At 64.6% G+C, this 25,464-nt stretch carries 18 protein-coding genes and 1 pseudogene; 13 read left to right on the top strand and 6 right to left on the bottom strand.

Annotated features, from left to right (window positions below; genetic code table 11):
- Positions 1–29 precede the first annotated feature (29 nt).
- On the top strand, positions 30–668 hold the full coding sequence (locus tag ACQI46_RS21385; protein WP_427096050.1) for a dTMP kinase: 639 nt from the start codon (positions 30–32) through the stop codon (positions 666–668).
- 140 nt (positions 669–808) lie between these two features.
- Here ACQI46_RS21385 and ACQI46_RS21380 read toward each other — a convergent pair whose 3' ends face one another.
- Both ACQI46_RS21380 and ACQI46_RS21375 read right to left on the bottom strand, forming a co-directional pair.
- Positions 809–2,209, bottom strand: a complete 1,401-nt coding sequence (locus ACQI46_RS21380; RefSeq protein ID WP_427096049.1) for an NAD(P)/FAD-dependent oxidoreductase — start codon at positions 2,207–2,209, stop codon at positions 809–811.
- A 277-nt stretch (positions 2,210–2,486) separates the two neighbouring features.
- Complete coding sequence (locus ACQI46_RS21375; protein WP_427096048.1) at positions 2,487–2,825, bottom strand: cupin domain-containing protein; 339 nt, start codon at positions 2,823–2,825, stop codon at positions 2,487–2,489.
- Between the two features lie 782 nt (positions 2,826–3,607).
- Here ACQI46_RS21375 and ACQI46_RS21370 point away from each other — a divergent pair.
- Together ACQI46_RS21370 and ACQI46_RS21365 are read left to right on the top strand one after the other, a co-directional pair.
- Entirely contained in the window at positions 3,608–4,990 is a 1,383-nt protein-coding gene (locus ACQI46_RS21370) for an MFS transporter (protein WP_427096047.1), read from the top strand.
- A 125-nt stretch (positions 4,991–5,115) separates the two neighbouring features.
- Positions 5,116–6,534, top strand: a complete 1,419-nt coding sequence (locus ACQI46_RS21365) for an aldehyde dehydrogenase family protein (RefSeq protein ID WP_427096046.1) — start codon at positions 5,116–5,118, stop codon at positions 6,532–6,534.
- Between the two features lie 36 nt (positions 6,535–6,570).
- Here ACQI46_RS21365 and ACQI46_RS21360 read toward each other — a convergent pair whose 3' ends face one another.
- The 3 genes from ACQI46_RS21360 to ACQI46_RS21350 form a co-directional block, all read right to left on the bottom strand.
- Entirely contained in the window at positions 6,571–7,992 is a 1,422-nt protein-coding gene (locus tag ACQI46_RS21360) for a PucR family transcriptional regulator (protein ID WP_427096045.1), read from the bottom strand.
- Positions 7,993–8,185: 193 nt separating this feature from the next.
- Entirely contained in the window at positions 8,186–9,385 is a 1,200-nt protein-coding gene (locus ACQI46_RS21355) for an acyl-CoA dehydrogenase family protein (protein ID WP_427096044.1), read from the bottom strand.
- 211 nt (positions 9,386–9,596) lie between these two features.
- Complete coding sequence (locus ACQI46_RS21350; RefSeq protein ID WP_427096043.1) at positions 9,597–10,337, bottom strand: GntR family transcriptional regulator; 741 nt, start codon at positions 10,335–10,337, stop codon at positions 9,597–9,599.
- Positions 10,338–10,724: 387 nt separating this feature from the next.
- Here ACQI46_RS21350 and ACQI46_RS21345 point away from each other — a divergent pair, with 387 nt between their 5' ends.
- The 7 genes and pseudogenes from ACQI46_RS21345 to ACQI46_RS21315 all read left to right on the top strand — a co-directional run bounded on the left by ACQI46_RS21345 (position 10,725) and on the right by ACQI46_RS21315 (position 19,515).
- Entirely contained in the window at positions 10,725–11,909 is a 1,185-nt protein-coding gene (locus ACQI46_RS21345; protein WP_427096042.1) for a CaiB/BaiF CoA transferase family protein, read from the top strand.
- A 72-nt stretch (positions 11,910–11,981) separates the two neighbouring features.
- Positions 11,982–13,160, top strand: coding sequence for a CoA transferase (locus tag ACQI46_RS21340; protein WP_427096041.1), 1,179 nt, complete (start codon positions 11,982–11,984; stop codon positions 13,158–13,160).
- Between the two features lie 51 nt (positions 13,161–13,211).
- Positions 13,212–14,078 (top strand): hypothetical protein, encoded by an 867-nt coding sequence (locus ACQI46_RS21335; RefSeq protein WP_427096040.1) that lies wholly within the window; start codon positions 13,212–13,214, stop codon positions 14,076–14,078.
- Complete coding sequence (locus tag ACQI46_RS21330) at positions 14,075–14,899, top strand: HpcH/HpaI aldolase/citrate lyase family protein (RefSeq protein WP_427096039.1); 825 nt, start codon at positions 14,075–14,077, stop codon at positions 14,897–14,899. Before ACQI46_RS21335 ends, ACQI46_RS21330 begins: the two co-directional genes overlap by 4 nt.
- 127 nt (positions 14,900–15,026) lie before the next feature.
- Complete coding sequence (locus ACQI46_RS21325) at positions 15,027–18,425, top strand: pyruvate carboxylase (protein ID WP_427096038.1); 3,399 nt, start codon at positions 15,027–15,029, stop codon at positions 18,423–18,425.
- Between the two features lie 219 nt (positions 18,426–18,644).
- Positions 18,645–18,827, top strand: a pseudogene (locus ACQI46_RS21320) (dTMP kinase); the annotation flags it as partial.
- An 82-nt stretch (positions 18,828–18,909) separates the two neighbouring features.
- Positions 18,910–19,515: a hypothetical protein gene (locus ACQI46_RS21315; RefSeq protein ID WP_427096037.1), complete on the top strand. Its 606-nt coding sequence runs from the start codon at positions 18,910–18,912 to the stop codon at positions 19,513–19,515.
- Here the strand turns inward: ACQI46_RS21315 and ACQI46_RS21310 are convergent.
- A complete protein-coding gene (locus tag ACQI46_RS21310; RefSeq protein ID WP_427096036.1) occupies positions 19,504–21,144 on the bottom strand; it encodes a dihydroxyacetone kinase family protein in 1,641 nt (546 codons plus the stop codon). The genes ACQI46_RS21315 and ACQI46_RS21310 overlap by 12 nt on opposite strands.
- Positions 21,145–21,261: 117 nt before the next feature.
- On the opposite strand from ACQI46_RS21310, the gene mtrA reads away from it, so the two are divergent.
- Genes mtrA through lpqB form a run of 3 tightly spaced genes read left to right on the top strand, consistent with a single transcriptional unit; the run spans position 21,262 to position 25,395 of the window.
- On the top strand, positions 21,262–21,948 hold the full coding sequence (gene mtrA / locus ACQI46_RS21305; RefSeq protein WP_098005155.1) for a two-component system response regulator MtrA: 687 nt from the start codon (positions 21,262–21,264) through the stop codon (positions 21,946–21,948).
- A 46-nt stretch (positions 21,949–21,994) separates the two neighbouring features.
- The gene (mtrB, locus tag ACQI46_RS21300; protein ID WP_427096035.1) at positions 21,995–23,635 is read left to right on the top strand and encodes an MtrAB system histidine kinase MtrB; all 1,641 of its coding nucleotides are present in this window, start codon (positions 21,995–21,997) and stop codon (positions 23,633–23,635) included.
- Positions 23,635–25,395 carry an MtrAB system accessory lipoprotein LpqB gene (gene lpqB / locus ACQI46_RS21295; protein ID WP_427096034.1) on the top strand — a complete coding sequence of 587 codons (1,761 nt, stop codon included), beginning with the start codon at positions 23,635–23,637 and terminating at the stop codon, positions 25,393–25,395. The genes mtrB and lpqB overlap by 1 nt, the downstream gene beginning before the upstream one ends.
- Positions 25,396–25,464 lie beyond the last annotated feature (69 nt).

Raw genomic sequence — 25,464 nt, 5'->3', positions numbered from 1 at the left:
TGTGGGCGGCACGGCTTAAGCTCACCGGCGTGCTCATCGTCATCGAGGGAGTCGACGGAGCGGGCAAGCGCACGCTCACCGACGGACTGCGTGCCGGATTCGAAGCCGACGGGCGCTCGGTGGCCAGCCTGGCATTCCCGCGCTACGGAGTGTCGGTGCACGCCGACCTGGCCGCCGAAGCCCTGCACGGCAGCCACGGTGATCTGGCCGACTCCGTCTACGGCATGGCGGTGCTGTTCGCGATGGACCGGGCCGGCGCCCGCGACGACATCGACCGGCTGCGCGCCGAACACGACGTCGTCATCCTCGACCGCTACGTGGCCTCCAACGCCGCCTACAGCGCCGCGCGTCTGCACCAGGACGTCGACGGCGACGTGGTGGCGTGGGTCAAGGAGCTCGAATACGCGCGGCTGCGACTGCCCATCCCGGACTGGCAGGTGCTGCTCGACGTGCCCACCGAGCTGGCCGCCCAGCGCGCGGTGAACCGCGCTGCGCAGGACGCCGAGCGAGCCCGCGACGCCTACGAACGCGACGACGGGTTGCAGCGCCGCACCGGCGCGGTCTATGCCCAGCTCGCCGCCGCACACTGGGGTGGCCGCTGGCAGGTGGTGCCGCCCGACGTCTCCGCAGGTGAGCTGGCCCACCATCTGACGGTCGAGGCGTTCTGAGCGCACAAGTGGTTGCGGTCCCAGGCGAAGAGGACGGCGGTCTGGCGCCCAAGTGTCCACACGCGGTGCTGACGCTGACTGTAGCTACTGATTCGCGTGCGCCCGGCTGAACGCCGGGCGCACGCGGATGTCCGCCGTCCTCAGTGGTCGGTTGGGATCAGACCTGGAGGCGCGAGCTTGGTCATGAACACCGCGAGCGGGTTTGGGCGCCGCTCGTTGTCTTCAGCCCGCTCCTTGAGCCCGACAGCTTCCTTGATCAGAGTGCCCCCGATGAAGCGGAACGGCTCGGGTGGGACACCGCGCGGGGGTTCCCGGACCAGTCCGCAAGACGACCATTCATCATCTCGGTCCAGCGCCATCGATGCCAGGATCTTGCCTCCGAGGACGCTGGGGCCGACACCGTTGCCCGAGTAGCCCAAACCGGCCACAATGTCTGGGCGCCCGAGCCTGGAGAAGAAGGGTAGCCCGTCCATTGATCGGTCCACGGGACCCGACCACGACGCGGTGATAGGTACGTGGGCCATCTCCGGGTAGAAGCGCAACATCGAGTTTCGAACCCAGTCCGCACGACGTGACGGGCCTTCGTACTTGGTGCCGACGCTGTTGCCCGGGCGCAGAGTTCCGCCTGCCTTTCCGAACGCCAACCGTCCGTCCGGGGTGACGTGGAAGTAGTGCACAAGCAGACGCGAATCGGAGATGAGCAGGCCAGGCTCGATGCCGATGCGTTCGATTAGCTCTGGCACCGGATCGGTGATGAACATATCGCCCCCGAGCGTGAGGAAGCGCCCCTTCAGCTCTGGCAGCTTCCCGGACCACGCGTTGAGCGCCATGACGACGCGGCCGGCGGTGACGCTACCGCGTGCCGTCCGCACCACGGGTGTCTCTGATCTGTCGAGCTGCGTCATCGGGCTGTACTCGTGGATCCGCACCCCGTTCTCAAGGGCGGCCAAACGAAGTGCGCGTGCGACCGCGGCTGGTTGGACTGAGGCCAAACCAGGCTCGAATACGCCGTCGATATTGCTCTTCGACCCTGTTCGTCGAGCAACGTCTGCAGGGGTGAGCTGTTCGAACAGTTTGACGCCGTGACTCTCCAGTCGGTCGACCGTGGCCCGCCACATGCCTTGCTGGGATCGGTTGCTTGCCGTCCAGATCCACCCATGCTGCCGAAACCCGACATCCATCCCACTCGCTTCGCACACCTCACCGATCTCCGTGATGGCATCGGTCGATGCTTGTGCTATCCGCAGCGCTTGTGCTGTGCCGCAGAGGTTTTCAAGGAGCAGGAAGTGGTGCCACATCGTCATGGCGAATCCGCCGTTTCGGCCGCTTGCTCCGCTGCCGCAAACCTCGCGCTCCAGCAACACGACATCTGCGTCAGGCGCGTGCTTCTTGATGTTCAGTGCCGTCCACAAGCCGGTGAAACCGCCGCCGACAATGCATACGTCAGCCCGCGTGTTGGCTTCGAGGGCGGGGGTGCGGCCGTCGTCGCGTACTGCGTCATCGAGCCACCAACATGCGCGGAATGCCTCACGACCGTTCACGATGTGAAACTCCTCTTAGTCAGAGTTGTAGGGGTACTGACGAGAATTAATGGGGTGCAACCGTGTTGGGTCCTCTGCCCACTCATCGGGGTCGTTGTGGACATAGTGTTGATTCCTTTCGATGGCGACGAGGCGATCCTCGCCTCGTCGCAGCTGAGTCGATGGCCTCCCTTGTGGCAGGGACGTTTCCCATCAGCCCGAATTGTGTTATGGGAGAGAGTGTTTCGCGCAGTCAACGACTGTCACCTGCTGGGTCGCAACGGCTTCGCCATTACGGTCACGCTGTGGCGAAGATCCTGATGTACGCCTTCTGCAGCGGCTCTTCGATCTCCCACTCACCGTTGAAGCCCTTGGGAAGGACGAACATCGTTCCGGGTTCCAGTCTCATGCTGTCGCCGTCTGTCTCGTGCAGCCATCCCTGGCCCGATTGAATATGGACGAACTCGTCGGGGCCCTCGCTGTGGATGGTGAAACGGCCAGGCGTGACCTCCCACAACCCATACTCGTAGCTTTGGTCTCGACTGGCCACGTTGATCCGGCATACAGGAGCGCCAGAGGTAACCCTGTGCTCGGCGACCGGCTCCCAATCGGACCATTCCGGATGTGCTGTTGTCATGCTGTGCTCCTCGCGGTCGCTGTGGAAGTGTTACTTCGCGGCCGCGCGATGCCTCTGAATCGCCGCGCAGTTCGTGATCAGCCGACAGCGCTGGACGGCACCGTGCCGGCCCGGGAAGTCGTTTCACACGCTATGGCGTGGGTCACCCGTCCGCTATTGAGCGGTCGTATGAACATCGGTGCCAATTCATACACGTGCACAGAGGTCAGCTGGGCTTCTCGCTGATCCTCCCTGTCAAGGACGTCACCACGGCGCGGAATCTGAGCCGATCGGCGCAGATACAGACGCCGCAGTCCTGCAGATCCGCAAAGCGGTGGTCGGCGACGCGTACGTCGAAAAGTAGCTAGGCCGGCGCGACCGAGTCCGCCAAGCCGATGCAGGGACTGGTCACCCCGTGCTGTGGGGTGACGCGTGGAACGGCCCGGTCTTGACCGTGTAAGCAGCGGAGTTTGATCAATCTCGCGATGCTCACGGCTCTCAAACAGGTCGCATGAACTCGGTGTGCTTGTCCGAGGCGCGACCGACAAGGTGTTGCTCGGGTTGCGGGGTGGGCGCAGCACGACGTCCCCTCAGTGTTTGATGGGGTTGATCAGATGTACGTAGTGGGCTGCCGAAGGTAGCAGTGGCTATCGCGGCAGTGCCGCAATGCTCACTCGGTTGCCGCCAAGATCAGTTGTCAATCATCGCAAAAACTTTCGCATGTTTATACGGCAGTTCAATGGGCGTACCGCCTGCACACCCTTAGCGTGGGCCACATCACTAAATAACTCCCAAGGAGATCTGTGTCCGCCTTCGATGTGATCGACGACGCGCCCGTCACGCGTTTCCACCGCAAGCTCCTGTTTGCCTGTTGCGGCGGGCCCTTCCTCGACGGCTACATACTGAGTCTCATCGGCGTCGCAATGGTCGGCATCATCAAGGACATCCCTGCCACTTCGTCCGAGTTGGGCATGGTTGGAGCGGCGTCTCTGGTCGGAATGTTCTTCGGGGCAACTCTTTTTGGGGCGTTGACCGATAAGATCGGCCGCGAGAAGATGTACGCGCTCGACTTGGCTGTGCTGGTAATCGCGTGCGGTCTCACGGCGCTGGTGGACTCGATCTGGCAGCTGATCGTTCTGCGGTTCATCATCGGTCTCGCGATCGGGGCGGACTACCCGATTGCGACGTCGCTTCTTACCGAATTCACCCCGAAGAAGCGGCGTGGATTCATGATCGGCGTTTCCGCCTTGGCGTGGGCGCTGGGCGCGATGACCGCGTTCCTCGTTGGGTTCATACTGGTCACAGTGACTGACGGACACCCATGGCGTGTCATGTTGGCCAGCGGGGCAGTACTGGGTGTGATTGTGGTGTTGATGCGCAGGGGCATCCCGGAATCACCGCGTTGGTTGGCGAGCAAAGGCCGTTTCGACGAAGCTCGTTCCGTTGTCGAGCAGGTCTACGGGCGTGAAGCGGCGGCCCAGGTTGACCTGGCGCCGGCAGAGGAGAACAAAAGCTCCTTCTGGCAGAGTCTGCCGCTAGTGGTCCGGGACGGAAACTGGAAACGCACGGTCATGTGTTCTGTGCTGTACCTGGCCCAGGTCACCCCGCTCTACGCGATCTACACCTTCGGTGGCGTGATACTTGGCGCGACGGGAGTCTCCGGCGGTGGCTCCGAGATTCTGGGCGAGTTGTTGTTCGCGATTCTGTTCGCCCTCGGCGTCTTGCCTGCCCTGCGGCTTGTCGAGACGTGGGGACGGCGACCAATGACACTGGTGCCTTTCGCGCTGATGGCGTTGTCGCTTGGTGGGTTGGCAGTGTGGGTAGATGCGCCGGGGTGGTTCGTCATCACCGCATTCCTCTTCTACGCTGTCACCTCCGGTGGCCCACAAATCATGGAATGGGTCTACCCGAACGAGCTTTTCCCGACGGAAGTCAGGGCGACCGCGGTCGGTATTGCGGTCGGTGTCAGCCGTATCGGTGCCGCTATCGGTACCTATATGGTTCCGATCGGAATTGCATCCATCGGCGTGAACGCCACCATGGCGATCGCGGCGGGCCTGACTTTGTTCGGCTTCCTGGTCTGCTTCGCGTGGGCCCCGGAGACCAAGGGTCGCTCACTCGCGGAAGTCTCCGCATCGCCTGTCGTGAGTCGCAAAAAGCCTGCAGCAACGTCGCTGCCGGAGTAGCGCATCAGAAGTCGATCCGCGAGGGGTGGAGAAGTCAGTCTCGAGCCGTTAGAAGCCCGATACTTCTCCACCCCAGCCGGTTTCAAAGCATCTATAGCAGTCATCCCAGAGCGGAGTCACCCATCATGCTGTCGCAACTGAACAACTGGATTGATGGCAAGTCGGTCGCCCCTAGGGCGGGAAACTACGTGCCTGGCGTTGACCCGGCGACGGGCCGCGACACTGTCGATATCGCGGCCAGTGACGCATCGGACGTAGACGGTGCGGTTCAGGCGGCGAAGCGTGCTGCCGACGCCTGGCGTCGGTACCCGTCGGCGGACAGATTGCGGGTGCTCAACAGGATCGCTCACGAGATCCGGCGGCATGCCGACGAACTGGCAACCCTGGAGATCCAGGAAACGGGCAAGCCGAGGAAGACCGCGCTGACCGAGATCGAGAACTCCGCAGCGTACTTCGAATTCTATGCCGGGCTCGTGAATGTGCCGGTGGGCGAAGTCCTCGACGTGGACCCTGATCAACACGTCTTCACCACACGGGAGCCGTTCGGTGTGGTCGGCGTCATCACACCGTGGAACGTCCCGTTGAATCAAGCAGCTCGGGCCACAGCCCCCGCCTTGGCAACCGGAAACGTTGTCGTCGTCAAGCCTGCCGAGACGACCTCGCAGACAACGGTTTTCCTCGCCAAACTGGCGACGCAGGCCGGTCTCCCTGACGGCGTTTTCAACGTGGTGCTCGGCTCAGGCTCGGTGGGCGCGGCCATCGTCAGTCATTGTGATGTTCGGAAGGTCGCGTTCACAGGGTCCGTGCGGACTGGTAAAGCGATCGGCATGGTTGCGGCTGAGCGAATAATCCCGTTGACGCTGGAACTTGGTGGGAAATCTGCGAACATCGTCTTTGCCGACGCAGATTTGGACTTTGCGGCGTCGGAAACCGTGCGAGCGTTCACCAGCAATGCAGGTCAGGTCTGCTCGGCAGGTACGCGTTTGCTCGTCGAAGCTTCGATCCATGACGAGTTCGTCACTCGCGTCACTGAACGAGCAGCGGCATTGCGGGAAGGCGTCGAGGTCGGCCCGCTGATCACGAGAACCCAGTACGAGCAAGTACAGCGCTATTTCGAAGTGGCCCGAACCGAGGGGGCACAAGCGACTTTAGGGGGGTCGGTCAGCCAGAATCCCGCTCTCGCAGGTGGATTCTTCGTTCAGCCCACCATCTATCCCCGAGTCTCGAAAGATATGCGAATAGCCCGTGAGGAGATCTTCGGGCCGGTACTTGTAACGCTGCCGTTCGAGCACGAGCGCGACGCCATCGCTCTGGCAAATGATTCCGATTTCGGGCTGGTGGCCGGCGTCTTCACGCGCGACATTGGTCGCGCCCTTCGGGTGGCGAGCGCAATCGAAGCCGGTCAGGTTTTCATCAACTCATGGTCGACGGGGGCTGTGCAAACCCCGTTCGGGGGACACAAGAGCAGCGGATACGGGCGCGAGAAGGGCGTGGAAGCACTGCTGCACTACACCCACACGAAGTCAACCATCGTCGTCTACTGACAGTTGCGACGTTGGGCGAGCACAATTCCGCGGCTGCTACGCGTCTGCGCGGCCGATGCCGGGTGCCTGATACTTGGGATTCAGCAGCATCCACGCCTGATACGCGATCCACAGGCTGGCGATATCGGCCGTCCGGGATAGATCCACCCCGATGAGGTCTTGAATGCTCTTCAATCGATATGCGACCGTCTGACGGTGCACGGCGAGTTCACTTGCGGTGTCGGTCCATCGCCGGTCGTTTCGCAGGAACGTGAACAGTGTTTCGCGTAGCTCATCAGTACGCGGATCACTTCTCGTCAACGGGCCGAGTACTCCATTCACAATGTTGGACGCCTCACGATGTGATCGGGCCAGGACGGATATTGTCGTCCCCTCGTACTCAGCCCAATTTTGTAGGCCGTGATTTGCCGTCAGGACTCGGGTCGCCTCGTCTGACGCCGACCGCGTGTCGATGTAGTCAAAAAAGGTCGAGGACACTCCGACTGATACCCCCAGCATCTCAATGAGACTGCGGAAGTCGGGGATTGCCTCGACTGGGATCAGGGCGAGTTCCGTCGAACGCCCTGTTCCGACAAGCGCGGGTATGCGCTTTATCGCGACAGCGCGTGCTACGACGGCGGCAGCATCTCGGGGAAATGCAGCAACCACGAAATCGGTGCTCTGGTTTTGCACGCCCAGAAAACGTGACGCTTGGAGACCGACTTGCCCGCCGAATCCATTGAGCAATGCTGACATCAACTTGGCCGATGCCTCTTGTCGACTGTCGGCACGGTCGAGCATTCTGTCGACGAGGACTTCGAGGATTTTGAGCAGACTCGTCAAGATCAGGCTTTCGAGCTCCTCACCGGGGTGTTCCCGCAGCAGCAGGGTGGCCGGCTGGAGTCCGTTGAGTGGATAGCTACGTTGCCGCATGGCCGAGGTTGTCGAGGGCTGTTGTGAAGTACTTGATGACAGAATTTCCAACTGCGTCGTACCGTCGAGTATCTGCATTTCAACGCGCAGCAGCACCGCTGCCTTGTCCAAGAATGCCGATGCGTCGTCGCCGGCGGACGCCGCCAGGTGATAGAGCTTGCCCAATTTGGATACTTCTTCAATCCGCGAAGAACTGTTGGCGCTGGCAACATGGCGGGCAATTGCGGTGAAGAATCCGGTCGCGGGGGATATCAGGATGGGGAATGAACGGTCGTTGCCGGCCTGCAGCATCTCCGGGGAGATTGGCGGCAGCATCGCTTGATCGCCGAGAATCACACCCGCCAGACCGGCGTCGTCCAGTCGCTGGATGAACTGAACCTGTGCGTCTGGGGGAGTGGGTATGGAAACTCCAACGGTCATCAAGATCTCCCCGGGCCCCAGTGATTCCGTCGGTTCGGCCAACTCACAGACGTGTGCCCACAGCACAGTTCTGTCGAGTCCGCCAGATCCGGCGAGGACCCGGAGTCCGAGGCTCGCGGTGGACACGATGTCCGCTACCGTCGTCGTTGTCTCGATCGCGCGACTCCCTCGTCTGATGGCGCGAGCGGCCTGTGGAAATCGGTATAAGTCGATGATAGAACGCTGATCGGCACCAGTGCCGGTGCAGTTGGGGAGTCGTCCGCATAGCGTTGTCGGACGCCCGATCGCCCGGCAACACTCCCCGGACCGGTATGCGCAATCAGTTCAGCGCGTAGTTCTCCAGGAGACGACGGCCGATAATCATGCGTTGGATGTCCGCCGTGCCCTCGCCGATCAACAGCATCGGTGCCTCCCGATAGAGTCGTTCGATCTCGTACTCCTTGCTGTAGCCGTATCCGCCGTGGATGCGAAACGATTCTTCGACGACATCACGACAGAACTCTGAGGCGAGATACTTGGCCATACCTGACTCCAGATCGTTCCGATGCCCGGCATCCTTCTTGCGAGCGGCTTTGACGACCATGCTGTGGGCGGTTTCCACCTTGGTTCCCATATCGGCCAACCGGAACAGTACGGCTTGATGATCGGCGATGCGTTTGCCGAAGGTTTCGCGCTGTTGCGCATATGTGATGCCGAGTTCGAACGCGCGGTTCGCGACTCCAACAGCCCGGGCAGCGACGTTCACGCGGCCGACCTCGACGCCGTCCATCATCTGATAGAAGCCGCGTCCAGGTGCGGCGCCGAGGATTTGGTCGGCTGAGATGAGGTGATTGTCGAAGATCAGCTCGGTGGTGTCGACTCCCTTATAGCCCATTTTGTCGATTTTCCCAGGGACCGCCAAGCCTGGGGCCACGTCGCCGAATCCCGGCTCCTTGTCCACTAGGAACGTGGTCATGTTCCTGTATGGAGTTTCCGCATCCTCATCTGTCTTCACCAGTGTCGCAACGAGATTAGAACTACCGCCGTTGGTGAGCCACATCTTCTGGCCACTGATGCTGTAACCGCCGTCGGCGAGTCGGGTGGCTTTGGTGCGGATTGCTGCAACATCAGAGCCGAGCCCGGGCTCGGACATCGAGAAAGCCGCTCGAGTCCTACCTGTGGCCATGGAGGGCAGGTACCGCTGTTTCTGGGCATCAGTACCGTGGTGCGCAATCATATGCGCCACGATGAAGTGCGTATTGATCACCCCAGACACGCTCATCCAGCCGCGGGCGATCTCTTCGACCACGAGTGCGTAGGTCAGCAGGGACTCGCCGAGGCCACCGTACTGTTCAGGAATGGTGAGTCCGAAAACGCCGAGCTCCTTCAGGCCTTCGACGATATCTGTCGGGTACTCGTCCCGATGCTCCAATTCTGTTGCAAAGGGCAGTATTTCCTTGTCTACGAACGTACGCACGGTCTGCAGGATCTCCTGCTGAACGTCGGAGAGACCATCGGTTTCCATTAAGCGGCGGCTCATCGAGACTCCTCGTGATGTCGGCGGACTGGCCGTGGGCGGAACGCGGGCGAATGGCGCCGGACCGCAGCACCGCACGACCGGTCACTGGCGGACGTGCTGTGGGTACGGTAGCACATTTGGCAGGCCAAATGTCGACGATGGTGTCGAAACTGGGTCTCGCCAGCTGAGGCGGTGATGGACAAGACCGCCGGCGGTGCGACGTCGGGAATCGTCAGCCGTTGCGGCGGAGGCTGATGCGATAGGAGTACTGCTCCGGCAGAAAATGACTGATGGCGAGCTCGACGGGTTCCGCGCCGTCGTCCATGTACAGCCGGTCGATGCGCAGAAGGCTGTGGTTCACCTCGCAGCCGAGGCGTTCGGCTTCGGCGCTCCGTGCGGCCTCAGCGGTGATCGATTGGCGAGCCTGGCCGATAGGTAGGCCCAGCTGTCTGTCGATGAGGCCGATGATGGTGAAGTTGCTCTGGGTGCCTGTTGCCGCCAGCTCCTGGACTCCGACAAGAGCCTTGCCGACATGGGGCGGCAGAAAGACCTTGGTCACACAGAAGCGGACATTGTCGTGGAGACGGGCGAATTCGACGTAGTACACGACATCATTGGAGAGACGGAGCCGATCTGCGGCAGTCATGTCGACGCGGCGTGCAAGAGGGGTGAGGATCTCCATCTGGGTGTCTTCGGAGAGGCCCATGAGGTCATCGACGGACCCGACCTGGCGGACGTATCCGTCACGGCGGGGACTGTGGGCGAAGGTTCCTCGCCCGGGGGTCCGGTAGACGAGCTCATCGGCAACGAGGTCCTGGAAAGCGCGGCGAATGGTCTGCCGACTGACGCCGTATTGTTCGGCGAGCTGTGCTTCAGTAGGAAGCTGCCGACCGTCCTCGAACTCACCCCGCTGGATTCGGACTTTGAGCTCGCGGGCGATGGTTTGGTAGCCGGCTTCGGGCCTACTGGCCACCTGGGCTCCCCACTCGGCGTTTGGTCCAATCGGCGCGGGGGGTTCGCGAAACGGTCTGGTTGCTGGCGAAGCGGGCGCGTGCCGGTTGGATTTGTTCGGCCATAAGGTGCAAGCGTACACGCAGGTGTACGCGCCGATCGGGTCGCTGGCCTGTTCGCTATGCTGCCGCTCGACGCATTTGGACCGAAAGGGTTTGACGAACCGGGCCGAGGGCGCTTAATCTGACCAAGCCATTTGGCCGCACAAATGTCCCAACCGCGGGTAGTTGCGCCGTTGCGAGTAGCCCACACCGTCTGGCCGAGCGCTGCCGGTCAGGAACCCGACCCGCGGCCGCAGGCGTGCCGCTGTGCATCTTGATAACCCAATTTTGCTGATTCGGAGTTGACTTTGGCTGGTAATGCATTTGGTGAAGCAGGCTTTCGTGCGCTCGACGGTGTGCGTGTCATCGATTTCACGCAGGCGCTCTCTGGACCGTACTGCACCATGATGCTGGCCGATCTCGGCGCCGACGTGATCAAGGTGGAGAGACCAGATGGCGGGGACGACGCACGTCACTGGGGTCCTCCGTTCCTCGGTGCCGACGCCGCGTACTTCATGTCCGTAAACCGCAACAAGCGCAGTGCCACATTCGATCTCAAGGACGCTGGCGACGTCGAAGCCGTACGGCGACTGTGCGCTTCAGCCGACGTCGTGGTCGAGAATTGGCGTCCGGGTACCGCCGAACGGATCGGTCTCGGGGCAGAGACCTTGCGCGCCTTGAACCCTCGGCTGATCGTCTGTTCCATTAGTGGCTTTGGACAGGACCGAGGAACTCGCTCCGGCTATGACCAGATAGTCCAGGGCACCTCCGGCGTCATGTCTTTGACGGGTCCCAAGGGCCAGCCGACAAAGTGGGGTGTACCTGTCGGAGATATCGCGGCAGGGATGTTCGCCGCCACCGCCGTCATCGCAGCACTGCACCGTCGCCACAGCACCGGTACCGGCGCCGCGATCGATATCGCCATGCAGGATTGCCTGGTGTCCATGCTGACGCACCAGGCCACTCGCTACCTGGCCACGGGGTCCTTGCCTCCCAATGACGGAAACGGGCACTCGACGATCGCTCCTTACGGCCTGTTCGCGACCTCCGACGGCTTCGTCAACATATGCGTGGGCAACAACTCCCAGTTCCAGCGGATGTGTGATGTCCTCGGATTCGAGGAACTTGCGCGTGATCCACGGTACGAGACGAACCCACTCAGGTTGGAGAATCGCGAACGTCTCTTGTCAGACTTGACGAGGCGGCTTCAAAGCTTCAGTACCCATCAAGTGATCACCGCGCTCGAGTCATGCGGAGTCCCGGTCGGCCCTGTGCGCAGTCTCGATCAGGTGTTCTCAGACGAAGATGTGCTGGCCCGCAACATGGTGGCCGTCGTATCGCGGGAAGACACCGGGGAGATCAGATTGCCCAATGGGCCGTGGCGATTCGATGGGGAGTCGATCCTTCCACGGACCGCTCCACCGACTCTGGGGCAGCACACTGCCGAAGTACGGGCTGAGATCGACCGCTGCAGTCCTGCAACTACCGATTGAGCGGGTCCGGTTCTCGATCGATACGCGGGGGCGAGGTTCGCTGTCGCCATCAAATCCTAGAAATGAGTGCAGATGTCAATCGTCTCGACGGCTCCGCTTGCGGGCCTACGCATCGTTGAAGTTTCGAGCTTTGTGGCCACCCCGCTGTGTGGACTGACGCTGTCTGAGCTGGGTGCCGAAGTGATCAGGGTGGACCCCCTCGGCGGCGCTGCTGACTACCAGCGCTGGCCGGTCGCGGAGACGGGGCGCTCCATCTACTGGACAGGCCTGAACAAGGGCAAGCGGTCCGTGGCCTGTGATCTACGTAGCGAAGAGGGCCAACTGCTTGTGCAGAACCTGGTCGCAGCATCCGGCGAGCACGGCGGAATTTTGGTGACCAACTCCGCGGGCCGTCCATGGCTGAGCCACGATGCCCTAGCAGCCATTCGGCCCGACATCATCACCGTAGAGGTCTTGGGCAACCGGGACGGATCGGCGGCGGTGGACTACACGGTCAACGCCGGACTCGGATTCCCGGCTGTGACTGGGTCGGGTGACAGCAATGTGGTTCACAACCATGTGCTACCGGCGTGGGATGTGGCGTGTGGGTTGTACGCCGCGTTGGCTGTAACCGCTGCGGTGCGCCGTCGCGAACGTACGGGCGCAGGAGCGCGCGTCACGCTTCCCCTCGATGACGTGGCCCTAGCAGTCAGTAGCACTCTCGGCTACCTGACGGAAGTCCAGATCAACGGTAGTCAGCGGGAACGCGACGGCAACTACCTTTATGGCACATTCGGCTCTGATTTCCTCACCAGAGACGGGGAGCGGGTAATGATCGTCGCACTCACCGCTCGGCACTTCCGTGATCTCGTCGCAGTAACAAGGACTTCGGAAGTCATTGATGCAGTGCAGGAAGCGTTGCGAGCAGACTTTTCGACGGAATCCGATCGTTTCAGGCACCGGCAACTGCTCACCGCGCTGTTCGCCCCGTGGTTCGCGGAACGCTCGATGGCGGAGGTCCTCGACCTGCTGGCTGGCACCTCCGTCTTGCATCGTCGCTACCGGACGTTCACAGAAGTCGCCAGATCAGCGGACGTACACGACAACCCACTTTTCTCGCCGCTTGCTCAGCCTGACGTCGGAACTTTCCTCGCAGCAGGTCATCCGGCCTGTTTCGACGGAGAACACTTCCGCTCCGGACCCGCGAGTTCCGTTGGGGCTGACACCGACGAGGTCATGCGGCAACTGCTTCTGAATCCGAGCGCTGACTAGCGCCAGTCATTACTCGATATCCAGCTTCCGACAACCACTTTGAGAGATAAGATGACCGCGGCACGATCCCCGTCCCTGGTTCGCTACGTCGATCGATGGGCTCCCGACCCTGTCACAGCTGAGGACGATCTCGCTCCGACTTCTGCCAATCGTCTTGCTGCCACCCTCGACATAAACCATCTCTTCAACGCGGGCGACGAGTTGCCCTTGTTATGGCACTGGGTCTACTTCACCGAATGGGCGTCCGCATCATCGTTGGGTGATGATGGGCATCCTCAATCCGGTGCATTTCTGCCGCCCATACCCGCCCGCCGACGCATGTTCGCCGGCGGGCGGGTTGCGGTCTCCATGCCACTCGTCCTCGGAACACCTACGATTCGGCAGTCCAGCATCGCTGCCGTGACCCCGCGACTCGGTCGTTCTGGAGAGTTGCTCTTCGTGACGGTGCGGCACCATTACATACAGCACGGTACGACCGCGGTGGTCGAAGAACAGGACATCGTCTACCGCAGCGATGCCGGCGCGACGAGCAACCACAGCCGCTGCTCCGTCCCTCTCGGTGAATCCGCCGGTGAATGGTCGATTCGGCCGGTCACCAATGCGCCGTTGTTGTTTCAGTTCAGTGCGCTAACTGCCAACGCACACAGGATTCATTACGACGCGCCATACGCGACGACCGTCGAAGGCTATCCAGGGCTGGTTGTCCATGGTCCGTTGCTCGCCATCTATATGGCCGAGGTTCCGCGACGCCACCTAGGTGGCGAGACCATCAAACACTTCGAGTTCAAACTGACCAGGGCGGTCTTCGTCGGGGATCCGATCGACGTGCACGGCACCCGAGAGGGTGACGACATCACGCTGGGCGTTGTCGGTGGAGGTAACGCGGTGTACGCATCAGCGCGGGCGGTACTGCCATGACGGCGTACACGATCTCAGCACTGAGGCAGGCGCGCACCTTTCTTTTTGTACCGGCTAATCGTCCCGATCGGTTTTCGAAAGCTGTTGCCAGCCAAGCGGACGTTGTCATTCTCGACCTCGAGGATGCTGTGCCGGAAAGTGAGAAACTCATTGCCCGCGAGCATGCGCGAACTTGGCTTGCCGCCGGCAACGCCGCTGTTGTGCGCGTCAACGCGGCCGGAACGAAGTGGCATGAAGACGATATCCGTATGGTCGCCAGCAGCTCTGCGGCCCTGATGCTGCCGAAGGCGGATGACGTCGGGGCAATTGAGAGCTTCGCTGAAATCGGTCCGCAGTCTCCGATCATCCCGTTGATCGAGACATCTAGGGGAATTCTGACGGCGTCATCCCTTTGTATGGTGACTGCGGTGGTCCGGGTGGCGTTGGGGCACATTGATTTAGCAGGCGAGCTCGGAGTGAACCCCGATGATCGGGAAGCGTTGCTTTTCGCACGCTCGACGCTGATCGCAGCGTCCGCGGCGGCGAACTTGGCACCACCAGTTGATGGCGTGACGACGTCCTGGTCGGATGCCGCGCGTCTCGCCGATGATGCTCGCTACGCGAAGAAGTTGGGAATGAGCGCGAAGCTGTGCATACACCCAGCGCAGGTGATACCAGTGGATACGGCCCTAGCCCCTTCTCGTGATGAAGTCGCTTGGGCGAAACGGGTGGTCGGGGCGGTCTGTGAGGATCGTGGTGCGGTCGCCATCGACGGGGCCATGGTTGACCTACCGGTGGTGAACAGAGCACGCCGAATCCTCGCCGAGCGACCGCGATGCTGAGAACTCTGCCGCGGCAGAGCAGCAGTGACAAAGAAATTTTGATGAACGCACGAACCGCGGCGACTTGCTGCCGACGTGTCTCCGTTCCTTCAGCCCAACCAGATTCCGACTTGCAGGAGCATGTCAAATGGCGTTCGTGAAGCTCTTGGTGGCCAATCGTGGCGAGATCGCGATCCGTGCATTCCGCGCGGCGACCGAGATGGGCATTTCTACGGTGGCGGTGTACCCGTTCGAGGATCGCAATTCGCTGCACCGGCTCAAGGCCGACGAGTCGTACCAGATCGGTGAGGCCGGTCATCCGGTGCGCGCCTACCTGTCGGTCGAGGAGATCATCCGGGTCGCCAAGCACGCCGGTGCGGACGCGGTCTACCCCGGGTACGGATTCCTGTCGGAGAACCCGGGATTGGCCTCCGCGTGCGCAGCCGAGGGCATCACCTTCGTCGGTCCGTCGGCCGATGTGCTGGAACTGACCGGCAACAAGTACCGCGCGATCGCGGCGGCCAAGGAGGCCGGGCTGCCGGTGCTGGCGTCCTCGGAACCCTCGGCCTCGGTCGACGAACTCGTGCGCGTGGCCGAGTCGATGGACTTCCCGCTGTTCGTGAAGGCGGTCTCCGGCGGCGGTGGGCGCGGCATGCGCCGGGTCGTCGACGCCGCCTCGCTGCCGGAGGCGATCGAGGCCGCCAGCCGGGAGGCCGAGTCGGCGTTCGGGGACGGACGCGTCTATCTCGAGCAGGCGGTGATCAACCCGCGCCACATCGAGGTGCAGATCCTGGCCGACGGCGCCGGCAACGTCATCCATCTGTTCGAGCGTGACTGCAGCCTGCAGCGGCGTCATCAGAAGGTCATCGAATTGGCGCCGGCGCCGAATCTGGATCCGGCCGCGCGAGAGAGAATCTGCGCGGATGCGGTCGCGTTGGCGCGCCATATCGACTATTTCTGTGCCGGCACCATCGAGTTCCTGTTGGATGAGCGCGGTCATCATGTGTTCATCGAGTGCAATCCGCGTATTCAGGTGGAGCACACGGTGACCGAGGAGGTCACCGATGTGGACCTGGTGTCCTCGCAGTTGCGGATCGCGGCGGGGGAGAGGCTGGAAGACCTCGGGCTGGGCCAGGATTCGATCCACATCCGGGGGGTGGCGATGCAGTGCCGCATCACCACCGAGGATCCGGCCAACGGTTTCCGCCCCGACACCGGGCGCATCACCGGGTACCGCTCGCCGGGCGGGGCGGGCATCCGACTGGACGGCGGAACTCACACGGGTGCGGAGATCAGCGCGCATTTCGACTCGATGTTGGTCAAGTTGACCTGTCGCGGTAGGGATTTCGGCATGGCCGCGGCGCGGGCCCGGCGCGCGCTGTCGGAGTTCCGAGTGCGCGGGGTGAGTACCAACATCCCGTTTCTGCTCTCGGTGGTCGACGACCCCGATTTTCGGGCCGGGCGGGTGACGACGGCGTTCATCGACGAGCGTCCGCAGCTGCTGACCTCGCACACCCCGGCCGACCGCGGCACCAAGATCCTGAATTATCTGGCCGACGTCACGGTGAACAAACCGCACGGGCAGCGCACCTCGACGGTCTACCCGCACGACAAGCTGCCGTCCCTGGACCTGCGGATACCGCCGCCGGCCGGGTCCAAGCAGAAGCTCGAGGAGCTCGGCCCGGTGGGATTTGCCGGGTGGCTGCGCGATTCGCCTGCGCTGGGCGTCACCGACACCACGTTTCGGGATGCGCACCAGTCGCTGCTGGCGACCCGGGTGCGCACCAACGGGTTGCTGCTGGTGGCCCCCTATGTCGCCCGGCTGACCCCGCAGCTGTTGTCGGTGGAGTGCTGGGGCGGGGCGACCTATGATGTGGCGCTGCGCTTCTTGAAGGAAGACCCGTGGGAGCGGCTGGCTGCGCTACGGGAGGCGATGCCCAACATCTGTCTGCAGATGTTGTTGCGGGGACGCAACACGGTCGGCTACACCCCCTACCCGGAGACGGTCACGCAGGCATTCGTCGAGGAAGCAGCCGCCACCGGTGTCGATATCTTCCGGATCTTCGACGCGTTGAACAACGTCGAGTCGATGCGCCCGGCCATCGATGCGGTGCTCGCGACCGGGACCGCGGTGGCCGAGGTGGCGATGTCCTACACCGGGGATCTGAGCAATCCGGCCGAGGATCTGTACACGCTGGACTACTATCTACGGCTGGCCGAGCAGATCGTCGAGGCCGGCGCGCACGTGCTGGCGATCAAGGACATGGCCGGGCTGCTGCGCCCGCAGGCCGCCACGAAACTCGTTGGCGCCCTGCGTGAACGGTTCGGCCTGCCGATCCACGTGCACACCCACGACACCCCGGGCGGGCAGCTGGCCACCTACCTGGCGGCCTGGACCGCAGGGGCTTCGGCGGTGGACGGGGCGTCGGCGCCGATGGCGGGCACGACTAGTCAGCCGTCCCTGTCGGCGATCGTGGCAGCGACGGCGCACACCGAGTTCGACACCGGCCTGGACCTGGCCGCGGTCTGCGACCTGGAGCCGTACTGGGAGGCGCTGCGGAAGGTGTACGCACCCTTCGATGTTGCCGCGGCGGGTGCCTCGTCCCCGACCGGGCGGGTCTACACCCACGAGATCCCGGGCGGGCAGCTGAGCAATCTGCGCACCCAGGCGGTGGCGCTGGGGCTCGGGGACCGGTTCGAGGAGGTGGAGAACGCCTACGCCGGGGCCGACCGGGTGCTGGGCCGGCTGATCAAGGTCACCCCGTCGAGCAAGGTGGTGGGGGATCTGGCGTTGGCGCTGGTAGGTGCCCGGGTCGATGCCAGCGAGTTCGCCGCCGACCCCACCCACTTCGACATCCCCGACAGCGTGATCGGTTTCCTGCGCGGAGAATTGGGCGATCCGGCCGGTGGCTGGCCCGAAGCGCTGCGCAGCAAGGCCCTTGCTGGGCGCGGCCCGGCCAAGTCCGAGGTCCAGTTGACCGCCGAGGACGAGGCGGCACTGGCCCAGACCGGCACCAAGCGCCGAGCGGTGCTCAATCGGTTGCTGTTCCCCGGGCCCACCAGGGAGTTCGAGGCGCACCGCGAGCAGTACGGCGACACTTCGATGCTCAGTGCCAACCAGTTCTTCTACGGCCTGCGCCAGGGCGAGGAGCACCGGGTGCTCCTCGAGCGCGGGGTCGAACTGCTGATCGGGCTGGAGGCGGTCTCCGAGGCCGACGAGCGCGGCATGCGCACGGTGCTCTGCATTCTCAACGGGCAACTGCGCCCGGTGCTGGTGCGGGATCGCAGCATCGCCAGTGAGGTCGCGGCGGCGGAGAAGGCCGACAGGGCCAACGCCGACCACGTCGCTGCCCCGTTCGCCGGTGTGGTCACGGTCGGGGTCCAGACCGGCGACAAGGTCGAGGCCGGCCAGGCCATCGCCACCATCGAGGCGATGAAGATGGAGGCCGCCATCACCGCCCCCAAGTCCGGCACCGTCGCCCGGATCGCGGTCACCGGTACCGCCCAGGTGGAGGCAGGTGACCTGCTCGTGGTCGTGGGCGTCTGATCTGTACTGCGCCAGGGGCGGTCACCGGCATCCAGTAGTCCGGTCCGGTCCGATCGGCGGGTATGGCTCCCGGCCAAGCTAGCTGGATGCTCACGTGATCGAAGGCCTCGACGGGGCCGGTAAACGAACGTTGGTCGAGGAACTGCGCGCGGCGTTCGAGGTCGACGGGAAGACGGTCACCACACTGGCTTGCCTGCGCTGCGGCGCCTCGGTGCACACCGCGCCGCGCAGGACGCCGAGCGAGCGCGCGACGCCTACGAACGCGACGACGGGTTGCAGCGCCGCACCGGCGCGGTCTATGCCCAGCTCGCCGCCGCACACTGGGGTGGCCGCTGGCAGGTGGTGCCGCCCGACGTCTCCGCAGGTGAGCTGGCCCACCATCTGACGGTCGAGGCGTTATGAGCGCACAAGTCGCCGGCAACGCCTATGCTTCTGTGCCAAGGGGGTCACCGCTTCGGTGACATGGGCAAATGGGGGATTACGGATGGCATTCCGCTACGAACTTCTCGCTCGACTCGACGACGCCGTCGACTGTCTGGAATCGGCGGGGGAGCGATTCGACCAGGGCAGGGTCGGGGCGTTGGCCGTGCTCGCCGCGCAGATCCGCGACCTGCTGTGCGGCAGCGGCGGGTCGCCGGCACTGATCGACGAGCTCGGCGTGGCCGATGAGCTCACCTGGGTGGACACCGCCGGGGTGCTCAACCCGAACATGCAGTGTCCGACCGCGTGCCTGACGCTGATGAAGGTCGGTAACCGGGCGCAGCCAGGCGGGGAGTTCGTGCCGAAGATGAGCCTGTACCCGCCGGCACCGATCCGGACCCGCAATGGCGACCACATCGACCGAGGCTCACGGATCCCGTTCGAGCACTGGTGGACCAACCCCGTGCTGCGCGACGTGGACGGCGTCGAGTACAGCCGCGAGCAACTGGTGCTCGCCGTGGCCGGACGTCAGACGCTCACCTTCAGTGCGTCACTCGGACCCGGCAACCCGGTAGCGGCCAGCGTCCGCCAGATCGCCTACGAAGTGCTGCAGTCGATTCGGCAGCAGCAGGAGATCATCGGCGGGATCACCACCCGGCTAGCCGGCTGACGAGGCCGCCTCGAACAGCCACGAAACCACCAGGGCCCGAGGGTCGATCACGTCCTTGCCGGCCTCGCCGACGTAACTGGCGCGGCCTTTGCGGGCCACCCGATCTTTCGTCGACTCGGCGCCCTCGGTCGCCGCTTCGGCGACCTGCTGCAGCGAATCACCGCGCTGCAACGCCTCTTTCGCCGGATGCAGTGCGTCGACGACGGTGTTGTCGCCGACCTGCGCGCCACCCAGATCGACGATCGCGTCGAGGCCGGACCGGATTCCCGCCGCGAATGTCGCGGTGAAATCGTCGTCGTGGTCGGCGAAGCTCTTCGACAGCTCCCGGAACAACGTGCCGAACACCGCCCCCGAAGTGCCGCCGGCCCGCACGAAGTAGGACTGCGCGATCGCGGCGAGCACGTCGGCGTCACTGCCGCGCAACGGCAGCGAGAAGTGCTGCAACGCCGCGGACATGTTCACCCCGAAATCGCCGTCGCCGGCTTGGCGGTCCAGCGCGGTCAGGTCGTCGATGCCGCCCTGCACCCGCTCGACGAACGTCGACAGCCAGCCGCATTCCGGGCCCGAGTCGGCGGCGTCGTGCGGGGCGGCGAACGTGGTGTCGGTCAGCGCGCTCGGCGCCGCGTCGACCAGCCGGGGCCAGGCCGGCGCGGCGGTCGGCGCGTCCCACAGACGCACCATTTCGTCGTCGGCCCGCACCACCGTCACCGACGCACCGCGCATGTCCAACGCGGTGACCATGGTGCCCACCAAGCTGCGGATCACCCGCACCTCGAGCGCGGCGAGTTCCTCGAGGACGTGCCCGAACAGCAGGTGCAACTCCAGGGGATGCGTGCCGCCGAGACCGTTGACCACCACGATCACGTCGTCGCCCGCGGACAGTTTCAGCGAGGCGTTGATCCGCTCCATCAAGGCTTCGACGATCGCGCCGGCCGGACGCCACTGCGTGCGGTCGGCGCCGGACTCGCCGTGGATGCCGATTCCGAGTTCCATCTCGTCATCACCGAGATCGAACGACGGTTCGTCGGCGCCCGGCACGGTGCACGCCGTCAACGCCACCGACATGCTGCGCGCGTGGTCGGCGACCCGGCGGCCCAGAGCGGCGACGTCCGCCAGCGCGGCGCCCTCGGCGGCCGCGGCCCCGCAGATCTTCTCCACGACGATGGTGGCGCCGGTCCCGCGCCGGCCGGGGGCGTCGTCATCGGCTTCGGTGGCCACGTCGTCGGCGACGACGACGTACTCGGTCTCGATGCCGTCGTCGCGCGCCATGTCACGCGCGATGCGGAAGTTCATCATGTCGCCGGTGTAGTTCTTCACGATGTGCAGCACCCCGGCATCGGAATGCACGTGCTTGGTCGCCGCCGCGATCTGAAGCGCATTCGGTGAAGTGAAGATCAGGCCCGGGCACACCGCGTCGAGCATCCCCTCGCCGATCAGGCCGCTGTGCATGGGCTCGTGGCCCGACCCGCCGCCGGAGACCAGCGCCACCCGTCCGGGCGGAGTCGCGGTGGTGCGCGCCAGGAAACCCGGATCCCGGTGCCAGGCGATACCCGGCTGCGCCGCGACGAAGCCGCGCAAGGCGTCGGTGAGGAAGGAATCGACCGAATTGAGGAAGTACCGGTGCGCCATGCACCCGACTGTATGGGGGCAGGCAGTGGACCGTCGGGGCCGTTTGCCGAGGACTTTGCGTCTGCCTCGTGAAACGCCCGGTGTGGTAGCACCAGTTTGTCGCGATTCGGTGCCACCATGGACACCATGAGGCAAAGGATCCTGGTCGTCGACGACGACCCTTCGCTCGCCGAGATGCTCACCATCGTGTTGCGTGGTGAGGGCTTCGACACCGCGGTGGTCGGCGACGGCACCCAGGCGCTGACGGCTGTGCGCGAACTGCGCCCCGATCTGGTGCTGCTGGATCTCATGCTGCCCGGCATGAACGGTATCGACGTGTGCCGGGTGTTGCGCGCGGATTCCGGCGTACCGATCGTGATGCTGACGGCCAAGACCGACACCGTCGACGTCGTCCTCGGACTCGAGTCGGGCGCCGACGACTACGTGATGAAGCCGTTCAAGCCCAAGGAGTTGGTGGCGCGAGTTCGGGCCCGTCTGCGCCGCAACGAGGACGAGCCCGCCGAGATGCTGTCCATCGCCGACGTCGACATCGACGTGCCCGCACACAAGGTGACCCGCAACGGCGAGCAGATCTCGCTGACGCCGCTGGAGTTCGACCTGCTGGTGGCGCTGGCACGGAAACCACGCCAGGTGTTTACTCGTGATGTGCTGCTCGAACAGGTGTGGGGCTATCGGCATCCCGCGGACACCCGTTTGGTGAACGTGCATGTCCAGCGCCTGCGGGCCAAGGTCGAGAAAGACCCGGAGAACCCGCAGGTGGTGTTGACCGTTCGAGGAGTGGGATACAAGGCCGGACCTCCGTGATCGGACGGCTCGCCGTCGTCGTGATCTCTCCCTCACGGCGGCCGTCGTGATCTTCGGTTCACGACGGCGCATCCACCGCCGATCGGCACCGCTGGTCCGCGGACTGGGCGTCCTGGGCCGCGCCCTGAGCACGGCCTGGCGGCGCTCCCTGCAGCTGCGAGTGGTGACGTTGACCTTGGGTCTGTCGCTGGCCGTCATCCTGGTGCTCGGCTTCGTGCTGACCTCCCAGATCACCGACCGCATCCTCGAGGTGAAGGTCGGTGCGGCGACCGAGGAGATCGAGCGCGCACGCACCACCGTCGGCGGGATCGTCGGCGGCGAGGAAACCCGATCTCTGGACAGCAGCCTGCAACTGGCGCGCAACACCCTGATCGACCGCAAGGCCGACGCCGGCGCAGGGCTGGCCGGGACGTTCGACGCGGTGCTCATCGTCCCCGGCGACGGTCCGCGCGCCGCGACCGCGGCCGGACCGATCGGGCAGATCCCAGAATCGCTGCGCGAATTCGTCAAGGCCGGGCAGGTCAGCTACCAGTACGCGACCGTGCACACCGACGGGTTCTCCGGCCCGGCCCTGATCATCGGAAGCCCGACGTCGTCAGCGGTGACCAACCTCGAGCTGTACCTGATCTTCCCGCTCAACAGTGAAGAGTCGACGATCGCGCTGGTGCGCGGAACCATGGCCACCGGCGGTGTGGTGCTGCTCGGGTTGCTGGCCGCGATCGCGTTGCTGGTGGCGCGTCAGATCGTGCTGCCGGTGCGCTCGGCGTCGCGGATCGCCGAGCGGTTCGCCGAAGGACACCTGACCGAACGGATGCCGGTGCGCGGCGAGGACGACATGGCGCGGCTGGCGGTGTCGTTCAATGACATGGCCGAAAGCCTGCACCGCCAGATCACCCAACTCGAAGAGTTCGGCAACCTGCAGCGGCGCTTCACCTCCGACGTCAGCCACGAACTGCGCACACCCCTGACCACGGTGCGCATGGCCGCCGACCTGATCCATGACCACTCCGACGATCTCGAACCCTCGCTGCGGCGCTCGATCGAGCTCATGGTCAACGAACTCGACCGGTTCGAGTCGCTGCTCAACGACCTGCTCGAGATCTCCCGCCACGACGCCGGTGTGGCCGAACTGGCCGTCGAAGCCGTCGATCTGCGCAACATCGTGCAGAGCGCCCTGGACAACGTCGGCCACCTGGCCGAGGGCGCCGGCGTCGAGCTGATCTTCGACCTGCCCGGCGACGAGGTGATCGCCGAAGTCGACCCGCGCCGCGTGGAGCGAATCCTGCGCAACCTGATCGCCAACGCGATCGACCACGCCGAGCAGAAACCCGTGCGCATCCGGATGGCCGCCGACGAGGACACCGTCGCCGTGACCGTCCGCGACTACGGCGTCGGCCTGCGCCCCGGCGAGGAGAAACTGGTGTTCAGCCGATTTTGGCGCGCCGACCCGTCGCGCGTGCGCCGCTCCGGCGGCACCGGACTCGGTTTGGCCATCAGCATCGAAGACGCGCGGCTGCACCAGGGCCGGCTGGAAGCCTGGGGCGAACCCGGAAACGGTGCCTGTTTCCGCCTGACGCTGCCGCTGGTGCGCGGACACAAGGTGACCAGCAGTCCGCTGCCGGTCAAGCCGATCGAAAAGCCCGCTGCTGCAAAGCGGTTGCGGGAGCATGCGGGGGAGAGCGTGTGATGCGCGCCCTGGCCGCACTGTGCGTGGCGGCCGTGATCCTTGCGCTGAGCGGGTGCGCCGGGGTGCCCAGCTCGTCGTCACCGCAGGCCATCGGCACCGTGGAGCGCCCCGCACCCCCGAGCCTGCCCAAACCCACGCCAGGCATGGACCCCGATGTGCTGCTGCGTGAATTCCTCAAAGCCACCGCGGACCCGTCCAACCGGCACCTCGCGGCACGCCAGTTCCTCACCGAGTCGGCGTCCCGCGGCTGGGACGACGCCGGCAGCGCGCTGCTGATCGACAACGTGGTGTTCGTCGAAACCCGGACACCGCAGCGTGTCTCGGTGACGATGAAGGCCGACATCCTGGGGTCGCTGTCCGACATGGGCGTCTTCGAGACCGGCGAAGGAGAGCTGCCCGACCCGGGGCCCATCGAACTGGTCAAGACCCCGGACGGCTGGCGCATCGACCGTCTGCCCAACGGCGTCTTCCTGGACTGGCAGCAGTTCCAAGCCACCTACAAGCGGCACACGCTGTACTTCGCCGAACCGACCGGCAAAACAGTGGTGCCCGATCCGCGCTACGTCGCGGTGTCCGAACCTGACCAGCTGGCCACCGAATTGGTCAGCAAGCTGATCGCCGGGCCGCGCCCGGAGATGGCGAAGACAGTGCGCAACCTGCTCGCGCCGCCGCTGCGACTGCGGGGACCGGTAACCCGCGCCGACGGCGGCAAGACCGGGGTGGGGCGCGGCTACGGTGGCGTGCGCGTGGACCTGGAGAACCTCTCGACCACCGACCCGCACAGCCGCCAACTGCTTGCCGCGCAGATCATTTGGACGCTGTCGCGCGCGGGTCTGAACGGACCGTACGTCATCAACGCCGACGGCGCCGCCCTCGATGATCGCTTCGCCGAAGGCTGGGACACCGTCGACGTCGCCGCCACCGACCCGGGTGCCGCCGACGGCGCCGCGGCCGGACTGCACGCGCTGGTTGGCGGATCACTGGTGTCGCTGGACGGGTCCCGGGCGCCCCGGGTGCCGGGATCATTCGGGCAGATCCCCGACCAGACGGCGGCGTCGCTGTCGCGCAGCGGGCAGGAGGTCGCGTCGGTGATGACGCTGCGGCCCGGCGCACCCGACGTGGCGTCGTCGCTGTGGGTGGGACCCCTGGGCGGCAACGCCGCCCAGGTGATGGACGGACGCACACTGAGCAGACCGTCGTGGGCGCTCGACGAGGCAGTGTGGGTCGTCGTCGACGGCATCAACGTGGTGCGTGTGATTCAAGACGCCTCGGGGCAGCCGGCGAGAATCCCGGTGGACTCCTCGCTGGTGTCGACGCGCTTTCCCGGCGTGATCACCGAATTGCAGCTTTCCCGCGACGGCACTCGCGCGGCGCTGATCATCGACGGCCGCGTCATCCTCGCCGGAGTGGAGCAGCTCCCCGGCGGCGGTTATGCGCTGACTTATCCGCGCCGGCTCGGGTATGGGCTGGGCAACTCTGCGGTGTCTTTGTCGTGGCGGACCGGTGACGACATCGTCGTCACCCGCACCGACCCGGCCAGCCCGGTGTCCTACGTCAACCTCGACGGGGTGAACTCCGATGGGCCCAGCCGCAACCTGCTGATGCCGGTCAAGACGGTCGTGGCCAATCCGTCGTCGATATTCGTGGCTGATCAGCGCGGAGTGCTGCAACTGACGGCCGCCGGAGTCGAAGGCGAGCCGGGCTGGGTGGAAGTGCGACCGCTGATGGTGCAAGGCGCGCTGCCGGTACTGCCGGGGTGAGTTCGGATCGGAATTGGCGTCGAGTATGGCCGTGGACGCGCGGTAGCGTCATTGATCATGAGACGCGGG

The sequence above is a fragment of the Mycobacterium sp. SMC-4 genome (assembly GCF_050205565.1).
Taxonomy (GTDB): domain Bacteria; phylum Actinomycetota; class Actinomycetes; order Mycobacteriales; family Mycobacteriaceae; genus Mycobacterium.
Note: the sequence above shows the minus strand (reverse complement) of the source record. Positions and strands in the feature narration are given on the sequence as shown.

Coding starts and splice junctions, on each gene's coding strand:
- ACQI46_RS21325 (WP_427096038.1), top strand. CDS start 15,027: ATGGCGTTCGTGAAGCTCTTGGTGGCCAATCGTGGCGAGATCGCGATC.
- ACQI46_RS21340 (WP_427096041.1), top strand. CDS start 11,982: ATGTCAATCGTCTCGACGGCTCCGCTTGCGGGCCTACGCATCGTTGAA.
- ACQI46_RS21335 (WP_427096040.1), top strand. CDS start 13,212: ATGACCGCGGCACGATCCCCGTCCCTGGTTCGCTACGTCGATCGATGG.
- ACQI46_RS21330 (WP_427096039.1), top strand. CDS start 14,075: ATGACGGCGTACACGATCTCAGCACTGAGGCAGGCGCGCACCTTTCTT.
- ACQI46_RS21355 (WP_427096044.1), bottom strand. CDS start 9,385: ATGAGCCGCCGCTTAATGGAAACCGATGGTCTCTCCGACGTTCAGCAG.
- ACQI46_RS21310 (WP_427096036.1), bottom strand. CDS start 21,144: ATGGCGCACCGGTACTTCCTCAATTCGGTCGATTCCTTCCTCACCGAC.
- mtrA (WP_098005155.1), top strand. CDS start 21,262: ATGGACACCATGAGGCAAAGGATCCTGGTCGTCGACGACGACCCTTCG.
- lpqB (WP_427096034.1), top strand. CDS start 23,635: ATGCGCGCCCTGGCCGCACTGTGCGTGGCGGCCGTGATCCTTGCGCTG.
- ACQI46_RS21375 (WP_427096048.1), bottom strand. CDS start 2,825: ATGACAACAGCACATCCGGAATGGTCCGATTGGGAGCCGGTCGCCGAG.
- ACQI46_RS21315 (WP_427096037.1), top strand. CDS start 18,910: ATGGCATTCCGCTACGAACTTCTCGCTCGACTCGACGACGCCGTCGAC.
- ACQI46_RS21365 (WP_427096046.1), top strand. CDS start 5,116: ATGCTGTCGCAACTGAACAACTGGATTGATGGCAAGTCGGTCGCCCCT.